The 18,593-nt window shown below is 45.7% G+C and carries 13 protein-coding genes; 10 read left to right on the forward strand and 3 right to left on the reverse strand.

Going from position 1 to position 18,593, the window contains the following annotated elements:
- Positions 1-118: 118 nt before the first annotated feature.
- On the reverse strand, positions 119-2,062 hold the full coding sequence (locus HPS56_RS01185) for an AAA domain-containing protein (RefSeq protein ID WP_172272596.1): 1,944 nt from the start codon (positions 2,060-2,062) through the stop codon (positions 119-121).
- Positions 2,063-2,150: 88 nt separating this feature from the next.
- Positions 2,151-4,382, reverse strand: coding sequence for a ribonuclease R (gene rnr, locus HPS56_RS01190; RefSeq protein ID WP_172272599.1), 2,232 nt, complete (start codon positions 4,380-4,382; stop codon positions 2,151-2,153).
- 184 nt (positions 4,383-4,566) lie between these two features.
- Between rnr and HPS56_RS01195 the strand changes: the two genes are divergently transcribed.
- The 8 genes from HPS56_RS01195 (at position 4,567) to HPS56_RS01230 (ending at position 14,050) form a co-directional block, all read left to right on the forward strand.
- Positions 4,567-5,484, forward strand: a complete 918-nt coding sequence (locus HPS56_RS01195) for a cation diffusion facilitator family transporter (protein ID WP_172272602.1) — start codon at positions 4,567-4,569, stop codon at positions 5,482-5,484.
- Positions 5,485-5,780: 296 nt separating this feature from the next.
- Positions 5,781-6,779, forward strand: coding sequence for an NAD-dependent epimerase/dehydratase family protein (locus HPS56_RS01200; RefSeq protein WP_172272605.1), 999 nt, complete (start codon positions 5,781-5,783; stop codon positions 6,777-6,779).
- A 10-nt stretch (positions 6,780-6,789) separates the two neighbouring features.
- The gene (locus HPS56_RS01205) at positions 6,790-7,770 is read left to right on the forward strand and encodes a phosphatase PAP2 family protein (RefSeq protein WP_369800258.1); all 981 of its coding nucleotides are present in this window, start codon (positions 6,790-6,792) and stop codon (positions 7,768-7,770) included.
- 211 nt (positions 7,771-7,981) lie between these two features.
- Positions 7,982-8,587 (forward strand): DUF4254 domain-containing protein, encoded by a 606-nt coding sequence (locus tag HPS56_RS01210; RefSeq protein ID WP_172272611.1) that lies wholly within the window; start codon positions 7,982-7,984, stop codon positions 8,585-8,587.
- A 124-nt stretch (positions 8,588-8,711) separates the two neighbouring features.
- A complete protein-coding gene (locus HPS56_RS01215) occupies positions 8,712-9,770 on the forward strand; it encodes a glycosyltransferase family 9 protein (RefSeq protein WP_172272614.1) in 1,059 nt (352 codons plus the stop codon).
- A 66-nt stretch (positions 9,771-9,836) separates the two neighbouring features.
- The gene (locus tag HPS56_RS01220) at positions 9,837-11,189 is read left to right on the forward strand and encodes a C10 family peptidase (protein WP_172272617.1); all 1,353 of its coding nucleotides are present in this window, start codon (positions 9,837-9,839) and stop codon (positions 11,187-11,189) included.
- A gap of 6 nt (positions 11,190-11,195) precedes the next feature.
- Positions 11,196-11,978, forward strand: coding sequence for a ZIP family metal transporter (locus HPS56_RS01225; protein WP_172272620.1), 783 nt, complete (start codon positions 11,196-11,198; stop codon positions 11,976-11,978).
- Positions 11,979-12,142: 164 nt separating this feature from the next.
- Positions 12,143-14,050, forward strand: a complete 1,908-nt coding sequence (locus HPS56_RS01230) for a polysaccharide lyase family protein (protein WP_172272623.1) — start codon at positions 12,143-12,145, stop codon at positions 14,048-14,050.
- A gap of 226 nt (positions 14,051-14,276) precedes the next feature.
- On the opposite strand, the gene HPS56_RS01235 is transcribed toward HPS56_RS01230, so the two are convergent.
- Positions 14,277-16,235 (reverse strand): LTA synthase family protein, encoded by a 1,959-nt coding sequence (locus tag HPS56_RS01235; protein WP_253952353.1) that lies wholly within the window; start codon positions 16,233-16,235, stop codon positions 14,277-14,279.
- 168 nt (positions 16,236-16,403) lie between these two features.
- Here HPS56_RS01235 and rfbH point away from each other — a divergent pair, with 168 nt between their 5' ends.
- Positions 16,404-17,777 (forward strand): lipopolysaccharide biosynthesis protein RfbH, encoded by a 1,374-nt coding sequence (gene rfbH / locus HPS56_RS01240; protein WP_172272625.1) that lies wholly within the window; start codon positions 16,404-16,406, stop codon positions 17,775-17,777.
- 13 nt (positions 17,778-17,790) lie between these two features.
- Positions 17,791-18,591: a glucose-1-phosphate cytidylyltransferase gene (gene rfbF / locus HPS56_RS01245; protein WP_172272628.1), complete on the forward strand. Its 801-nt coding sequence runs from the start codon at positions 17,791-17,793 to the stop codon at positions 18,589-18,591.
- The last annotated feature ends 2 nt before the right edge of the window (positions 18,592-18,593 follow it).

The following is an 18,593-nucleotide window of genomic DNA, read 5'->3' on the forward strand; positions in this document are numbered from 1 at the left end:
TATAAGGATAATGCCCTTGGTTTTTGACATTAAAGCCTGATATTTGCATCGTAAACGATTACGCGTGACGTTTTTGTCAATGTTCGCCGGATGCAATGGTATGTTGCCGTTCTGGACATTATTGTTGATGTGAATGAAGTTGCCGGATGTATTCCTGCAGTTCTTTATAGAAAGGATGTCTTGCCATGGTCTGCCGGTCACCGAGTATAATCAGTTTCATCCTTGCACGCGTTATGGCCACATTCATTCTTCTCAGGTCTCTTAGGAATCCTATTTCTCCTTTTTCATTTGACCTTACCATAGATATGAGTATGACGTCACGTTCCTGTCCCTGGAATCCGTCTACGGTGTTTACAGATATAAGTTTTCTGAACGGTTTGAAGTATTCACGCTTTCTTAACAGTCTGCGCAGGTGTTGTACCTGTGCTCTGTAAGGCGATATCACTCCTACATCTATGCGTTCGTCAAGAACACGTTGTTTGCCGATTCTCGTGAAATATGTTTTGAGAACATCCAGCGTGAGTTCGGCCTCACCTTTGTTTATGCGTCCGAAGCCGTTGCCGGAAAACTGTTCTTTGAAATCGTCGGTGGGAAGGGCGCGGCAGCCGTCTTTCTGTGTGTCTGATGTGTGGTATTCTGGTGAAGACGTGTCAATCCATTCAATCGGGACGTCATAATCGAGAATGCTTCTGAACTTCACTTCCGGTGCAGCTTCCACCTCTCCGTTATAAAACCATTTGCTTGAGAATCTCATTATATCATCATTCATCCGGTATTGTGTTCTCAGAAGAGTTACAGCCTCAGGCTTGTTTTCGACAATTCTTTCCATCAGGGTCTTTCCAAGTCCGGCTTTCATGGCGGCAATGCTTTTGACTGTCGGTGGTAACTGGCAGTGGTCGCCTGCAAGAATCACTCTTGATGCCTTTTGTATAGGAATCCAGCATGCAGCCTCAAGAGCCTGTGCGGCTTCGTCGATAAACACTGTTCCGAACCTTTTACCTTCGAGAATCCTGTTCGCGCTTCCCGTCATTGTGCTTGCAATCACCCTTGCTTCATCGAACAGGCGGTTGTTTATGCGTATTTCAATTTCTGTAGCTCTGTTTCTAAGGCTTTGTATTTTGTCATGAATACTGTCTCCGCGCTTTTTCGATGAGCGTAGTTCACGTATTGCCTTTCTTATGCTCCACAAGTGGGGATAGTCCGGATGTGCCTCGAAGCGCCGTTCATAAGTATGAGACAGTATTTTGTCGTTGACTTTTGAAGGATTGCCTATTCTCAGAACATTTATTCCGCGGTCTGTAAGCTTTTCTGAAATCCAGTCTACGGCCATGTTGCTTTGTGCACATACCAATACCTGACTTTCTCTTCTGAGTGTCTCATGGATGACTTCAACAAGCGTTGTCGTCTTTCCCGTTCCCGGAGGCCCGTGTACAATGGCTACATCTTTTGCGGCCAGAACTTTGTTTACGGCCGTTTCCTGTGTGGAGTTAAGATATGGAAAACGCATGGGTGCAAAACTCAGCTGTGCAGCCTTCTGCCCGGAATAGAACAGGTCGCGGAGGTATGCGAGCCGTCCTTCCGCACTTATCACTTTATCGAGGGCATTGAACATTGTGCGGTAGCTTGTCTCGTCAAAATACAGTTGTATGCCTGTCTGTCCGCAGACGGAAAGTTCTGTGACACTGAAGTCGTCCGGTATTACAACGAGCATCGTGTTACCTTCAACAAAGCTTACGGTACTTGTCAGGCCGAGATATCTGATGTGTGGTTTATTGTCGGTTTTCTCTATTGTGAAGAAACTTACCGGTTTTCCGTATTCAAAGTTGTGCTCAATATCCGTGTCATTGTTTCTTGTAATCTCGATAACCTTTTGGTTAAGGGAATTGTAGTGGCTTTTTCCGACAGTGAGAGGAAACCATGCGTCTCCTCTTCTCACCATACGCATGATTCCCGTTTCTTCCGTCTGTTGCCGGAAACATTCCTTGTCTGTATTATATTCCAATTCCAAGAGCAGCCGTTGCTGTTTCAGGGAAGATATGGCCTTTTCTGTTTGTGCTCCCATGTTATGCTTGACAAATTCCGTATATTATTATGGTCATGCGGATTCCACATGACCATAATTGTGTGCCGGAAGTCTTGTGAAGTGCGTATTACCTCCTGTCCTTCCTTGATTTTTTTGCTTCCTGTTCTTTTTCCTCGGCAATGACAAAGTCGAGCTGTTTCTTTTCAAGGTTGGCGGATGCGACCTGAATGCGTACGGAATCGCCCAGCTGGTATTTGTTGTGATGTCTTCTTCCGACAAGACAATAGTTCTTTTCGTCGAAGTCGTAATAGTCGTCGCCAAGGTCGCGCATGGCCACCAGTCCTTCGCAGTGGTTCTCGTCTATCTCGCAATAAATGCCATAGCTCTGTATTCCGCTGATATGCGCGTCATACACATTCCCTATTTTGTCGGACATGAACTCCACCATCTTATATTTGATCGAGTCGCGTTCCGCACTCTGGGCTATGAGCTCCATGTCGCTGCAGTGCTCGCACAGTTCTTCGTAATACTCTTTGTTTGCAGATGCGGCTCCGTCTTGGTATCTGGTCAGCAGCCTGTGCACCATCGTGTCAGGATAGCGGCGTATTGGTGATGTGAAATGTGTATAATAGTCGAATGCCAGTCCGTAGTGTCCGATGTTGTGTACGCTGTATTTTGCTTTCATCATTGCACGGAGCGCCACTGTCTCTATAAGCTTGTGCTCACGTGTGTTGGATGATTCGTCAATCAGTGTGTTCAGACTTCTTGATATTGCACCTTTCGTGCCTGTGGTCTTTAGCTTGTATCCGAATTTTACGACAAATTCCCTGAGTGTCTCAAGCTTTGTCGGGTCCGGTTGGTCGTGTATGCGATATGGCAGGGTCTTTGCCTTCCGCCCCTTTTTCACGCTTCCTATGCTTTCCGCCACGGTCCTGTTGGCAAGCAGCATGAACTCTTCGATTAGTTTGTTGGCATCTTTGGATTTCTTGAAATAGCATCTTACCGGCTTGCCTTCCCCATCGATGTCGAAGTGCAGTTCCTCGCGGTCGAATTTCACGGCACCGTTGCTGAATCTCTTTTCTCTAAGTTTCTTTGCGAGACTGTCGAGCATGATAAGCTCTGCGGCATTCTCGCCTTTGTATCCCTTTGGTGCGGGCGGTGCGGGCTGTCCTGTTCCGTCTGTCACTCCGTTTTCCTCAAGCAATTGCTGTACTTCCTCGTATGCATACCTGCGGTTGCTCTTTATAACAGTGTGTGCGAGATGCCAGTGCTTGATGTCCGCATTTTCGTCGAGTTCGAATATTACGCTGTAGGCCAGCTTTTCCTCATCCGGACGTAACGAGCAGATGAAGTTGCACAGACGTTCGGGAAGCATTGGTATTGTGCGGTCCACAAGATATATGCTTGTTGCGCGTTTCACGGCTTCCTTGTCTATTACCGAGCCTTCCTTCACATAATGGGACACATCAGCGATGTGCACTCCCACTTCCCAATATCCGTTGTCTGTTCGCCGTATTGACAGGGCATCGTCAAAGTCCTTTGCATCTTTAGGGTCTATAGTGCAGGTGAAGACATCACGGAAGTCTTCCCGTTCCTCAATATCCTTTTCCGTGATGTCGCCGCTGATCTTATTTGCGGCTTCCTCAACTTCTTCCGGGTATTTGTATGGAAGTCCGTATTGTGCGAGGATTGAGCACATTTCAACGTTGTTGTCACCCTGTTTTCCAAGCACGTCGATTACCTCGCCCATAATATTCTTATGGTTGTCGTCAGGCCATTGCGTTATTCTCACCACGGCCTTGTCGTCCGTATCACCGCCTTTGAGCTTGTTCTTTGGAATGATGACGTCGTTGGTGAATAGATTGTCTGGTGTTACAAGAAACGCGAAATCGCTGTTTACGCGGAGCTTTCCGACCACTGTGTCGTGGGCGCGTTTAAGTATGGCGGTGACAACCGCTTCCTTTATATGTTTCTGCCGGCGTGCGAGGAAAGCCACCTGTACTCTGTCACCGTCCATGGCAGACAGGGAGTTGCGTTCGGCGACAAATACCGGCAGACCTCCGTCATCGGGTATGAAACTGTTCTTACCGTTTGCTTTCCTGCGGAATTTGCCTTCCTGTATCTGGGTTTTTGTGCTCAGTCGGTATGAGCTGTCCGTGACACGTGTGAGGAAGTCGTCCCATGCCATTTCCTCCATTATGTCGATGGCCAGCATCTTTTGTGGGTGTGTGACGAGCTTGAGTGAATGGAATATCTGTTTGAAACTGAATACTTCGTTAGGGTTCGACCTGAAGAAGCCTGTCAGTGCGTCTTCAAGTTGTTTTTTGGTCATGCGCTTTCCGCCTTTCTTTTTTCCCATATCTGTTATATTTTGGTTTTTAATGAATGCAGTTTTTATCACAAATGCAATGTTTTTTATAAACTTAACATTGCTTATGCCTATATATTGCAAAGTAACGAAAATAATCCCTAAACTTAGCTGTTTAGAGTAATAATAATTATAAAAATAGTATCTTTGCAGCCAAACTTTAACGAAAAAGAACATGCATAACAGAGAAAAAGCCATTTGTAAAGTAACTTTAGCTGGCAGCTGTGTTAATGTGTTGCTGCTTGTTTTCAAGTTTCTTGCCGGAATAATAGGCGGGTCGGCCGCAATGATTGCAGACGCCGTCCATTCTCTTTCCGACTTTCTTACTGATGTGGTAGTGTTGCTCTTCGTACGTCTGAGCTCAAGACCTAAGGACAGGAAACATGACTACGGCTACGGGAAATATGAGACTTTGGCAACTTCCGCCATAGGCCTGTTTCTGTTGACGGTCGGGATCATGATATGTTTTGGGGGCATAAAGAAAATAATTCTTGTCATAGGAGGAACGGAGATAGAACAGCCCGGTATGATTGCCTTTGTGGCGGCATTGGCCGGCATTGTATTGAAGGAATGGGCTTTCAGGTTTACGGTGAAGGCTGGAAAGAAATACGGCTCTTCCGTGTTGGTGGCCAATGCGTGGCATCACCGCAGCGATGCTCTATCGTCGATAGGTACGGCGGTGGGGATCGGTGGCGCCATTCTTCTCGGACACGACTGGTCGGTCCTTGACCCTATAGCGGCAGTGATAGTCAGCTTTTTTATAATAAGGACCTCGGTTACTCTTGTCCGCCAGGCTTTCGGTGAACTGCTTGAGAGAAGTCTTCCCGACGAGACGGAAGATGAGATAAGGAGGATAGCGGAAGAGGAGCCACAGGTGAGCGGTGTGCATAACATGCGCACAAGAAGAATAGGAAGTGGCATTGCTGTGGAGATGCACCTGCGCATGCCGGGGAACATCACACTTTATGACTCGCATGTGCATGCATCCAATATAGAGAGAAGGCTGAGGGAGAGATTCGGGGAAAATACCCACATAGGGCTGCATGTGGAACCGGCAAAAAAGACCGGAGGAGCTCAGAGCATGATAAGATAGCAATGAGCAACGGTCCTGTCCGGTTATTCGAATGCGGTCATGTACGGTTTGTGAAATCTTTATTTACTGTTCGTTTTTGCCGCCCAACCTGTTGAGTTTTGATTTTTTCACAGGCAGTTACCTTCAGACAATAGATTTGTTGACGGTGAAACTTGATAAAGATAGCCATTCCATATCGAAAACGTTGCCCAAGTTATCCGTAATAAGGAAAAAATCCGTAACTTTGTCCTCGATGAACATGGCGGCTGTTGTCTGCCGATGAATCAAACTCATATATAAACAAAGAGAAAACGGATATGAATATACTTGTCACCGGCGCATCCGGATTTATTGGCAGTTTTATTGTGGAAGAGGCTTTGGACAGAGGGCTTGACGTGTGGGCTGCGGTAAGGAAAAGCAGTAGCAGAGCCTATCTTAAAGACCCGAGAATAAACTTTATAGAGCTTGATCTTGGAGATGAGAATCAGCTGAGGCAGGCAATGGAAAACATTACATTCGATTATGTTGTGCATGCCGCAGGAGTAACAAAATGTATCCATTCCGAAGATTTCTTCCGTATAAACACACAGGGTACGATAAATCTTGTAAATGCCCTCAGGAGCATGAATATGCCGGTCAGGCGGTTTGTGTATATAAGCAGTCTCAGCGTGTTCGGCCCTGTCAGGGAGCGACGACCTTATCAGGAGATATCATCCTCAGACATTCCCTGTCCGAATACAGCATACGGAAGGAGTAAGATTGAGGCGGAGGCCTTTCTTGACTCGTTGGTTCCGGAAGGATTCCCTTTTATTGTGCTGAGGCCGACCGGAGTATACGGACCGCGTGAGCGTGATTATTTCATGATGGTGAAGAGCATAAAGGGACATACGGATTTCTCGGTTGGCTATAAGCCCCAGGATTTGACATTTGTTTATGTTGCCGATGTCGTGCAGGCCGTAATGCTCGCGTTGGAGCACGGAGTGGTAGGACATAAATATTTCCTTAGCGACGGCAATGTGTATTCCTCACGCACTTTCAGCGATCTTATTCACAAGGAACTCGGTTGTCCGTGGCTGATACGCATAAAGGCGCCTGTATGGGTCTTGCGTCTTGTGACGTTGTGCGGTGAGTATGCGGGAAGGATTACAGGCAAGGTGTCGGCTTTGAACAACGACAAGTATCATATAATGAAGCAGCGCAACTGGCGGTGCGATATCAGGCCTGCCATAAGCGAGTTGGGCTACCGTCCGGGCTACATGCTTGAGGAAGGGGTCAGGGCCGCGGTGAAGTGGTATAAGGATAACGGATGGATATAATCGGGAAATGATGAATACGAAGCTTATAAAGGATATTTTCAGGATAGAGAAAAAGCCGCAGAAGGGACTGCTTGCCGTGGAGTGGGTTGTCATGGGATACCTGTTCGTGACACTTCTGCTTCTGCTCTTTACATATACCAAGGCATATAATCCGGAAGAAATGCTTGTCGGACGCCTTCGGGTGGTGGTTATGACATTTGCCTTGTGGATAGTATATCGTATAGTGCCGTGCCGTTTCACTCATTTCTGCCGCATAGCACTACAGATGGCCTTGCTTTCGTGGTGGTATCCCGACACATACGAGTTCAACCGCATGTTCCCCAATCTCGACCATATATTCGCCGGATGGGAACAGTCGCTTTTCGGGTGCCAGCCGTCATTGTTGTTCTGCAAGGCGATGGACAGTGCCGTATTCAGCGAGCTGATGGATTTAGGCTATGCCTCTTATTTTCCTATGATACTTGTGGTCACGCTGTTCTATTTCCTTTTCCGCTATAAAGACTTCAACAGGGCGGCGTTTATCATCCTTGGGGCATTCTTCATCTATTACCTTATATATATAGCTGTGCCGGTGGCCGGTCCGCAGTATTATTATAATGCTGTGGGGATGGATGAGATAGCCCGTGGCGTGTTTCCAGAACTACACGATTATTTTGCCGTCAATCAGGAGGCACTTGAGAGCCCGGGATATAAGGATGGCATATTCTATCAGATGGTGGTGGATGCACATAATGCAGGGGAGCGTCCCACTGCGGCATTTCCGAGCAGTCATGTAGGAATAAGCACCATACTGATGATATTGGCGTTCATGTCGAAAAACAGAAAGCTGTTTCTTGTGCTTGTCCCGTTTTATATTCTTCTTTGCTTTTCCACGGTATACATATATGCCCATTATGCCATTGACGTTATCGGAGGCTGGGTTTCTGCAATCGTATTCTTTGTGGTGCTTGACATTATATGGAGATATAAATTGAGGCATAAGCATGCTTGATAAGCTGTAAATATCACATTCTCTGAGAGTTTCTTGGCGTGTGGGAGACGTGTCTTGAACGTAATAAGGCGTGTCTGTGCATGAGGGGAATGAGAATTGGTATTAATGATTATTTTATCCATATATTATCCCAAACAAGGTATAAATATATTAATTTTGTTGGAGATTTGAAAAACTTTGCTTAGTTTTGCAATATAAAAAACAAATGACAATGGCATTTACAGAACACTGCAATACAATTTTTAATCAGGCTATAAGAGATTATCATCTTACTGATAATGTAAACACACCTATCCACAACCCGTACGACAGGGATTCGATTGATTTCAGTCTCTATATGAAATGTTGGATAGACACTGTACAGTGGCACCTGGAGGATATAATCCGCGACCCGCATATCGACCCTCAGGAGGCGTTGTCGCTGAAACGCCGTATAGACGGGAGCAATCAGGACAGGACAGACCTGGTGGAACAGATTGACAGTTATTTCCGTCAGCAGTACAGCGATGTAAAGCCGCTTGATACGGCACGTCTTAACACCGAAAGTCCGGCATGGGCCATCGACCGTCTTTCCATATTGGCATTGAAGATATATCACATGCAGGAACAGGTAAACCGCACAGACGCCACTTCCGACCATAAAGAGAAGTGTGCTTCGAAGCTTGCGGTGCTGTTGGAACAGCAAAAGGATTTGAGCCTTGCCATCGACCAGTTGCTGGAAGACATACAGGCAGGAGAGAAATACATGAAAGTGTATCGTCAGATGAAGATGTATAATGACCCTTCCACCAATCCGGTTCTGTACGGCAACAAATAAAGACGAAAGGTAAAACGTCTTTCGTCAAGCCGGATGAACAATATAAATTTTCAGCTCATGCTCATGTGGCGACATTGCAGTACTGTGTTCCCCACATGAGCAGAAGTCTCAGAATATGATACACATGGAAAAAGGCAGAGAGAATATTCTTATAATAAGATTTTCGGCTTTGGGAGATGTCGCAATGGCGGTTCCTGTGGTATATTCGCTGGCAATGCAATATCCGGACGTAAGAATCACTGTGCTGAGCCGGGGATTCGCACGGCCCCTGTTTGAAGAGCTTGCTCCGAACGTGAGGTTTATGGAAGCCGACTTAAAAAAGGAATATTGTGGGGTAAGGGGACTGAACTCGTTGTATAGAAGACTTGTAGCCAAGAATTTCACTGCGATAGCCGATTTCCACGATGTTCTGAGATCGGAATATCTTAGACTGAGGTTCAATCTCAGCAGATACAGGGTGGAGCATATTGACAAGCACAGGAATGAAAAGCGCAAGCTTATATCATCGGGAAAGAAAAAACTCTTTCCGTTGCCTACGTCTTTTCAGAATTATGCTGATGTGCTGGCCCGTCTCGGCTATCCGATAAAGCTTTCTTTTAAGTCGATATTTCCGGAAGGTCATGGGAATCTGAGCCTTCTTCCGGCGGAAATCGGACAGAAGGTAGAAAACGAAATATGGATAGGCATTGCACCGTTCGCCGCACACGGCGGAAAGGTCTATCCTCAGGAAATGATGCGTGAGGTTATCGGAATACTGTCGTCGGAGAATCCGCAGCCGAGAATATTCCTTTTCGGACGTGGCAAACAGGAGGAAGAGGCATTCGGACGGTGGTGTGAGGAGTTCGGCAACTGTGTGAATGTTGGCAATTGCCTGAAAGGTATGAGACATGAACTTATACTGATGAGCCATCTTGATGTCATGGTGTCTATGGACAGTGCAAATATGCATCTTGCATCGGTAACGGGAACTCCTGTAATAAGTATATGGGGTGCCACGCATCCGTACGCAGGATTTATGGGATGGAATCAGAGTATGGAAAATGTGATACAGCTTGACATGTCATGTCGCCCATGCAGTATTTATGGTAATAAACCATGTAGGAAAGGTGATTTCGCTTGTATGAGAAACATCAAGCCGGAACAGATAATAAATAAGATAAAGCTTGTGACAAGCAGAAAATAAGAAGATTTGGAACCCGCAGGGTATCTGACATTTTCAGGAAACAAGAAATCTAAATAAAGCATTGACATGCGGATATTATACGTAATATCACTTACATACATATTTGCCTTGGGCTACGGACTTTCTGTTGCGGCTCAAGGCAAATATGTTTTCACTACAGAGGTAAGGCCGTTTGTTACCACCAAATGGGGACAGGATGAGCCTTACAATATGATGTGTCCGAAGGAAAAACGGGATACTGTACTGAAGCATGCTTTGGCCGGTTGCGGACCGATAGTGATGGCACAGGCAATGTGCAAATATGGATATCCTCCGAAGAACCTGAAAACCGGAGTCGAATATAAATGGCAGCTTATGTTTGATATGCCGGATGATTCCACCACAACAGACGAGAAGAAAGCCGTGGCGCGGCTAATAAAGGACTGTGGCACGGCAGCGTCAACGGTTTACGGGAAGAGCGCAAGTGCGACAAAGATAAACAACGTGGTCACTGCTTTAAAAGAATACTTCGGATATTCTCAGTACATGAGCATTGCCGACAGACTCTACTATAAAGGGGATGGAGGAAACAAGGCATGGAAAGATAAGATTCAAGAAGAACTGAAAGGCGGACGCCCAATAATAATACGTGCGGAGCGCAATGCTCATGATGCACATGTGTTCATAATAGACGGCTGCCGCGATTCTGTGGTGCATGTGAACTGGGGGTGGAGTGGAAAACGTGACGGATATTATGATCCGGATTCTCTTGACGGATACATGCACAATCAGCGCATGATAGTCGGCACGGCGCCTTCAGGATACCGTCCGGCTGTAAAACGGATTGTGCTCGACAAGGCCGGAGACCTTGCAAGACATATAACAGACAAAGACTGGCTTTACACACGGCATATCAAGATTGCCGGAACGGTTAACAAGAATGACTTTGAACTGCTCAGGCAGCTGGCCGGAGGCGGACGTGACGGAGAGAGAAAAGGCAACCTATGTACCATCGACCTTAATGAAGCCGTGACACTCGCATTGCCGGATTCGGCATTCTATGGATGTGATAATCTCACGTATGTGTCGTTGCCTATCACCCTGCCGGCAATAAGCAGATATTGTTTCGCAAAGTGCGGGAAACTGAACGGTGTCATGATACATAATATGGTGAACAGTATCGGGCAAAACGCATTTTCAGGATGTTTCGGCCTTATAAAAATAGAACTTCCCAAATCCCTGCGGCATATAGGAGCCAATGCGTTTAACTCGTGTACCACGATAAAGACAATCGTTGTGCCTGCGCATACCAAGACTATCGGTAGCGGAGCATTTGCACATTGTGTGAAACTGAGCAGACTGTATATGCCGAAAGCTCTGAAAAAAACAGACAAGACAATAATTGTCGGTACAAAAGTGAAGAGAATAAACCGTATTTAACATAAAATGAACATAGCATTAGTATTGGGGATTCTTATCCCGTTTCTCGGAACCGTCATAGGTTCTTCGTTTGTATTCCTGATGAAAGACGGAATGAATGCCGCCTTGCAGAAAACGCTTCTCGGATTTGCGTCAGGAGTGATGGTGGCTGCGTCAGTATGGTCGCTGCTTATTCCTTCGATAGAGGTCAGTGGGGCTTCAGGAGGTATTATGAAGGTGATGCCGGCTGCTATTGGGTTTATGGCAGGAATGGCATTCCTGCTATTCATCGACTATGTAACCCCACACCTTCATCTGGGCGACTCAAAACCGGAAGGGCCGCGCTCGCATCTTTCGCGTACGGCAATGCTCGCCATGGCCGTCACTATACATAATCTGCCGGAAGGGATGGCGGTAGGAGCGGTTCTTTCCGGCTCAATGGCTGATACGGGAATAACTGCAGCGGGTGCTGTCGCAATGTCACTTGGCATCGCCATACAGAACATCCCCGAGGGTGCAATAATATCCATGCCGATGAGGACTGCGGGAAACAGCCGCTGGAAATCGTTTATAATAGGAAGCATGAGTGGAGCTGTAGAGCCGGTGGGGGCCTTGGCGGTAATCCTGCTGACAGCATGGCTTGCACCGACGATGCCGTATCTTCTCGCATTTGCCGCAGGGGCGATGCTGTATGTTGTGGTGGAGGAACTTATACCGGAAGCAAGCGAAGGCGAGCATTCTAATATGGGCACGATAGGATTTGCCGTAGGATTTGTGGTGATGATGGTGCTTGACGTTGTTTTGGGCTGATTTTATTTGCAGTATCCTGAAAATTATCTTATCTTTGCATCAGGATAAGCGTGGCCCAGGCAATTTCAGGAGAGATTGATTTTGTCAGGATTCCATTATCCTTGCATGATACAAACTTCACTTTAGTTGTTCAAAGTGTCTGAATAATCAAAACTATCGTATATATGAAAAAACTTCTACTAACAGCTATCACCGCACTGGCAGCACTTGGAGCCGGTGCGCAGGATAATGTGACCATGAGCATGAAGGACCGTACAACAACAATGGACAACGGTCTTGTGAGAATAACCATCGGAAGCAACGGCCGTATCAGTAATATGACAAGAGCCGGTTCTTCTAATAACCTGCTCGGATCAAACGGAATATACTTCGACTATACTGCTGCATCCAATCAGGGACTGAACCCATCGAAGGCTGAAATAATCAAACAGACCGATGATTATGCAGAGGTGCTTTACAGCAACACTTCTGATAACCTGCGTTTCCAACAGGGGTTCATCATGCGTAAGGGTGTGAGCGGTGTATATGTATACGTCATCGCAAACGGAACATCAGGTTCTGAATCTGTAAACCTACGTGAGGCGCGTGTGTGTACACGTCTCAATTCCGGATTCCTAAACGGATATGTGGATGACAGAATGAACGGCAAGATACCGTCAAACAGCCAGATGGCTGTGGCAGAGAGAGAAGAGAACACTATCTCTGACGCCACATACAGGATGGAAGACGGGTCTGTATATACTAAGTATAACTGGGCACAGTATGTGGTCAACGACAGTGTGCACGGACTTATGAACAACAATACAGGTGTGTGGAACATAGCCTGTAGCCATGAGTGGATAAACGGGGGGCCGATGAAGCAGGAGCTTACCGTGCATGCCACAAGTAAGTCGCCTATAAGTATAATGATGATACAAGGTGAGCACATGGGGGCGTCGGCACAGATATACAAGGATGGAGAGAGAAAAATATACGGTCCGTTCTTCATCTATGTCAACAGTGCCACAGAGCCGGGGACTCCCGACAGGAAGGCGGTAATGATTGCCGACGCGAAGGCACAGGCAAGCAAACAAATGGCGGAATGGCCGTTTGAATGGTTTGAGAATGATCTTTATCCTCTTGACCGTGCAACCGTGAGCGGACACCTGAATGTGACGACCGGACAAGGTAATGATGAGATACAGATGGTGCTTGCCGAACCAGGGGTAGATCCGTATCTTCAGGGAAAGAAATATATTTATTGGGCAAAAACGGATGCCGACGGCAATTTCTCAATAAAGAACGTCCGCAAGGGCGAATATACCCTGTATGCATACGCCACCAAAGGTGACATAACCGATGAGTTGCAGAAAAATAATATAATTGTTGATGCAGAGGAGGTGAATCTGGGAAATGTGGATTGGACTCCTGCAATGTATGAGTATAAACTGTGGCAGATTGGTGAGAACAACCGCATGTCCGACGGTTTCCATTTCAGTGACACTCTCCGCAACTATGGCCTGTGGGATTTGCCTCCGGCAAACCTGACTTATACGGTGGGCCAAAGCGTGCCGGAGAAAGACTGGTATTATGCACAGACGCAGAATGGAACGTGGACTGTTAAATTTGACCTCGACCGTACATATACAGGTCTGGCTTATCTTACAATGTCTATTGCAGGAAGTGCAAACAAACCAAAGCTTGCTGTGGCTGTGAACGGAGCTAAACAGAAAGAGTATTCAATGTATAACGATGCGGCCATATACAGAAGTGCCGTTCTTGGTGGACGTCACAGTCTCAACATCCTGAAATTCCCTGCCAGCCTTCTGAAAAAAGGAACAAATACCGTGTCGTTCACGATGTCGGGAATCAAGAACAACGGAGGTGTGATGTACGACTGTATAAAGCTTGAGGCCGGCAATGCCGTGACATCGGGCATAACACAGGTAGAGACCTCCGATAACGTGCCTGTGACTCTGTATACCGTGGGAGGCGTGAAGATCGGCACGTTCAACAGTATGTCCGATGTAAACGTACGCCCTGGAATGTATATATTCCGTCAGGGGAACAAATCAGGAAAAGCAGTGTTTTAAATAAGGAATATAGGAGAAACGGTAATATATTCACCCCCTCATGTAACACGGATTACCAACCGGATTACATGAGGGGGTGAATATATAATTAAGGTTTTCATATATATGTATACGGATATCGTTTTTGTAACATGTCCGACGGATACATCCGCATGCCTGTCTTGCCGGTTTTACTTCCCGTCTTTTGATGTGTGGCGGCATGACAAATGTATTCTCTGTTCGCGGATTATTTCTGTTTGCGGTAGATATATTCCGCTGTCTGTATCATGGAGAACACATAGTTCTTCAATGCGGCAAAACGGTTGTCCATCCCGGATTCATGCGGCCGTTTGCCATTTTCAGTTGTGTCATAGCAGATGTTGCGTCCCGAGCCTGGATAATATATATAAAATCCCGAGGAGTCGCGTGCCACAATCTGGTCGTCCGCGCTATAGAACACCATTTCACGAGGTTCGGAAAGCAGATTGTGCCCGAAACCGTCGTAGTCGTAGCTCACACCGAGAACGGAAAGGAGGGTCGGCATAAGGTCTGCCTGCATTCCAAGTCCGTTGTATATGCCGTTCTTTATACCGGGGCCGAATATCATGAGCGGCACATGATTATATGACTGAGGCAGTTCCGCATCAACGTCTCCTACAATCTTTCCATGGTCGGCCAGAAGAACGAACACCGTATTATCGTACCATTTCCTTTGTCTTGCTTCTTTGAGGAACTCTCCTATAGACCAGTCTGCATATTCCACAATCTGCGTCTCCGGCACGGTGCTCACCGGATGAAACCAGTCGGGAATGACATACGGCGGATGGTTGCTTATGGTCAGGAGTGTTGCCATAAACGGTTTGCCCTTGCCGCATGCCTTGTCAATGGCTCCAATGGCATAACGGAACAGATACCTGTCGCTCACTCCGAACGAATTAACAACCTCTTCAGACGGATAGTTCTCCTGTGAGAACACCTCGTCATAGCCGTTGGTGCGCAGAAAGGCGTTCATGTTGTCATACTGAGCCTCATGTGTCATGAAAAACATGTTGTGCCATCCGTTTGCCTTAAGCACGGTCGGTATTCCGGTCTTCCGTGGTGTCACTGTCCCTTTCATGAGATTGCGTTTCATCAATGCCGGAAATGAATAAAGTGATGCCATAATGCCATGGTTGGTATGGATGCCTGCGGAATAGAAGTTTGCAAATGCGAGAGAATTGTCATATATGCTGTCAAGCACAGGTGTAAGACCTTTGTACAGGCCGCTGTGGCTCATGAATGCCGCAGACATGGACTCCATCAGAATGATTACCACATTGGGTTTCCGGTTGACGGACTCATCTGCAACAATATGTCTCCTCAATATATTCACCGTGTCTGTAACAATGGTGTCGCAACCAAGAAACTTTCTTGAATTGGCGATAGCTTCGGAATATGGCATGAGTCTGAGCTCGCGGTTTTCCTTACGCATGTCGTCGAGTGAGCTTGTAAGCAAATTGAATGAGGGAGAAATGCCAAGCTGATTGAGAAAAGGGTCGTTGCAATAATATGCCTCGCTGATTTTTATCGGATTATAGCCGAGTCGGCCGCGTATACCGAGCATACACAGTCCTGCTGCCACTATTGTTGTGCCCAGCTTTAATGCCGTATATAAAAATCCTCGCCTGTCAGCAGGTGCGGAGGCGATACGTTCCGAGAAACGTTTCTCCACAATATACAGCCAATAAGCAAAGAGTCCAGATATGACGATGAAAGCCGTGATGTACAGTATATATGATGTCTCGCCAAGCACCATGCCTGCCGTTGTCCCTGCATATCCGAACCATTCAAATATGCCGGAGTTGATGTTCTTGAAGAAATACCGGAAATAAGGAATATTAGCTGCGGAAACAGCAAACACTGCCGTATAAAGCACTCCGAACCATATTGCCGCGCCTTTTCTCAATATCCTGTGATAGCATCCGAATACTGCTGCCGTGAACAATACCGCCAATGGCAATGCAAGGATATAGCATCCCACCACATTGTCGAACCACAATCCTCTTATGAAAGCAGGAAACACACAGGCATCGGTATCTGTAATCATATTGCCGATAATCAGATATTGCAACAGCCTGAATACGGACTGGACAAACAGTCCTGACACGTGCGTCAGAACGACAAAAGTCGTCAAAAGCGAAAAACGCCGGATATCTTTCATTGCCATATTTATTCTACCAGAAAACGTGTTGAAAATAATGTCGCAAAATTACGATAAATCTTTCATACAACTGATAAGCAAGGGCTTAATTTTGGCATTTTGTATCCTTTTACTTGTATTTCTTGATATTTATAATTACCTTTGCAATATTAATACATATTATATAATTATATTATGAATAAGGTTTCCCAAGAGAATAGTTTCCGGAGAAAGGACGAGATAAAACAACAGATTTTAGAACTCACAAGAGAATACTATAAGGAAACACATGCTCTTAAACAAAATTTTGAACCGGGCAAAACAAAGGTAAACTATGGAGGAAGGTATTTTGACGACAATGAGATGGTAAATCTTATAGATGCCTCCTTGGACTTTTGGCTTACTGCCGGTCCTTGGGCACACAAATTTGAGACACGTCTCGCCAAGTGGCTTGATATAAGATACTGTTCACTTTGTAATTCCGGTTCATCGGCAAACTTGCTTGCTTTCAGTGCTCTTACCGCACACGAACTCGGTGACCGCGCCATCAGGCGTGGTGATGAGGTTATAACCGTTGCGGCAGGATTTCCGACAACGGTATCGGCTATACTACAATATGGAGCTGTTCCGGTATTTGTCGATATGAACCTTAAGGAATCAAATATAGATACAGCACAGCTTGAAACTGCTTTGTCAGCAAAGACAAAAGCTGTGATGATTGCCCACAGTCTTGGCAATCCTTTTAACTTGCAGGCTGTCGTTGATTTTTGCAAAAAATATGGTTTATGGCTCGTGGAAGATAATTGCGATGCTCTTGGATCTGAATATTTCATAGACGGAGAATGGAAAAAAACAGGCACGATAGGAGATATAGGGACATCATCATTCTATCCTCCACATCACATGACAATGGGTGAAGGCGGAGCTGTATACACCAATAATCCTGAATTGCATAAATACGTAAACAGTTTTCGTGATTGGGGGCGTGACTGTTGGTGTACGGGTGGAGTGGACAACACATGCGGATGCCGTTTTACAAAACAGTTCGGACAGTTGCCTGAAGGATATGACCACAAGTACGTATACAGCCACATGGGCTATAATCTTAAGGCTACAGATCTCCAGGCGGCAATAGGCTGCGCACAGCTTGACAAGCTTGATTATATTGTGGATCAGCGTAGGAAGAATTTCGACTATCTGTATGAGGGTTTAAAGAATACGGAGGGACTTATCTTGCCGGAAGCACAAAAGAACAGTCGGCCAAGCTGGTTCGGATTTTTCATTACTGTAAGTAAGGATGCCGGCTATACCCGTAATGAACTTACAGGTTTCCTTGAAGAGCATAATGTGCAGACCCGTAATTTATTTGCCGGAAACCTTCTCAGACATCCTGCGTTTGAGCAATATGAGTTGAATAGAGATTACCGTGTCATCGGAAATCTGCCTGTAACGGACACGATTATGAACGATTCATTCTGGATAGGCGTTTATCCTGGTATGACAGAAGAGAAACTTCAGTATATGGTTGATACAGTCAAACTGTTTGTTAATTCTAAAAAAATAAAGTAATCCCATAAGGCCAATGAAAGTAGTACTTTTAGCCGGAGGCTTCGGAACCCGTATAAGTGAGGAAAGCAAATTCAAGCCGAAACCAATGATTGAAATCGGAGGTATGCCGATAATATGGCACATAATGAAGGAATTTTCATTTTATGGCCATAAGGAGTTTATTATATGTGCCGGTTACAGACAGGAATATATCAAGCAATGGTTTGCCAATTATTTTCTTAATAACAGTGATGTGACATTTGATTACCGTGATGGGAGAAATGAAATGACTGTACATGAGAACAGATGTGAATCATGGAAGGTAACCATTGTTGATACAGGATACAATACCATGACCGGAGGACGCATAAAACGTATACAGGGATATGTGGGCGATGAAAGATTCTTTATGACCTACGGTGATGGTGTATGTGATGTCGATATAAATAAGCTGCTTGAATTTCATAAATCACACGGTAAGTCTGCTACGCTTACATCGGTGAAGATTTCACAGGAAAAAGGAGTATTAAACATTGGAGGTAATAATGCCGTAAAATCGTTCCGTGAAAAGAATATGCTTGACATGGCATCCATAAATGCCGGATATATGATTCTCGAACCGGAGGTTTTTAAATATATAGATGGAGATGACACTATATTTGAAAAAGAACCTTTAGAGAAACTCGTGGCAGAAGGTGAACTTATGTCATACACACATAAGGGCTTCTGGCAATGTATGGACAATATCCGTGAAAAGGAAATGCTCGATGAACTTCTTGCGGCAGGAAAGGCCCCTTGGAAAAAATGGGAAAGAGAAATACCTAAAAAACTGTAGAT

Origin of the sequence: Xylanibacter muris, assembly GCF_013166605.1 — a bacterium.
Classification (GTDB): Bacteria; Bacteroidota; Bacteroidia; order Bacteroidales; family Bacteroidaceae; genus Prevotella; species Prevotella muris.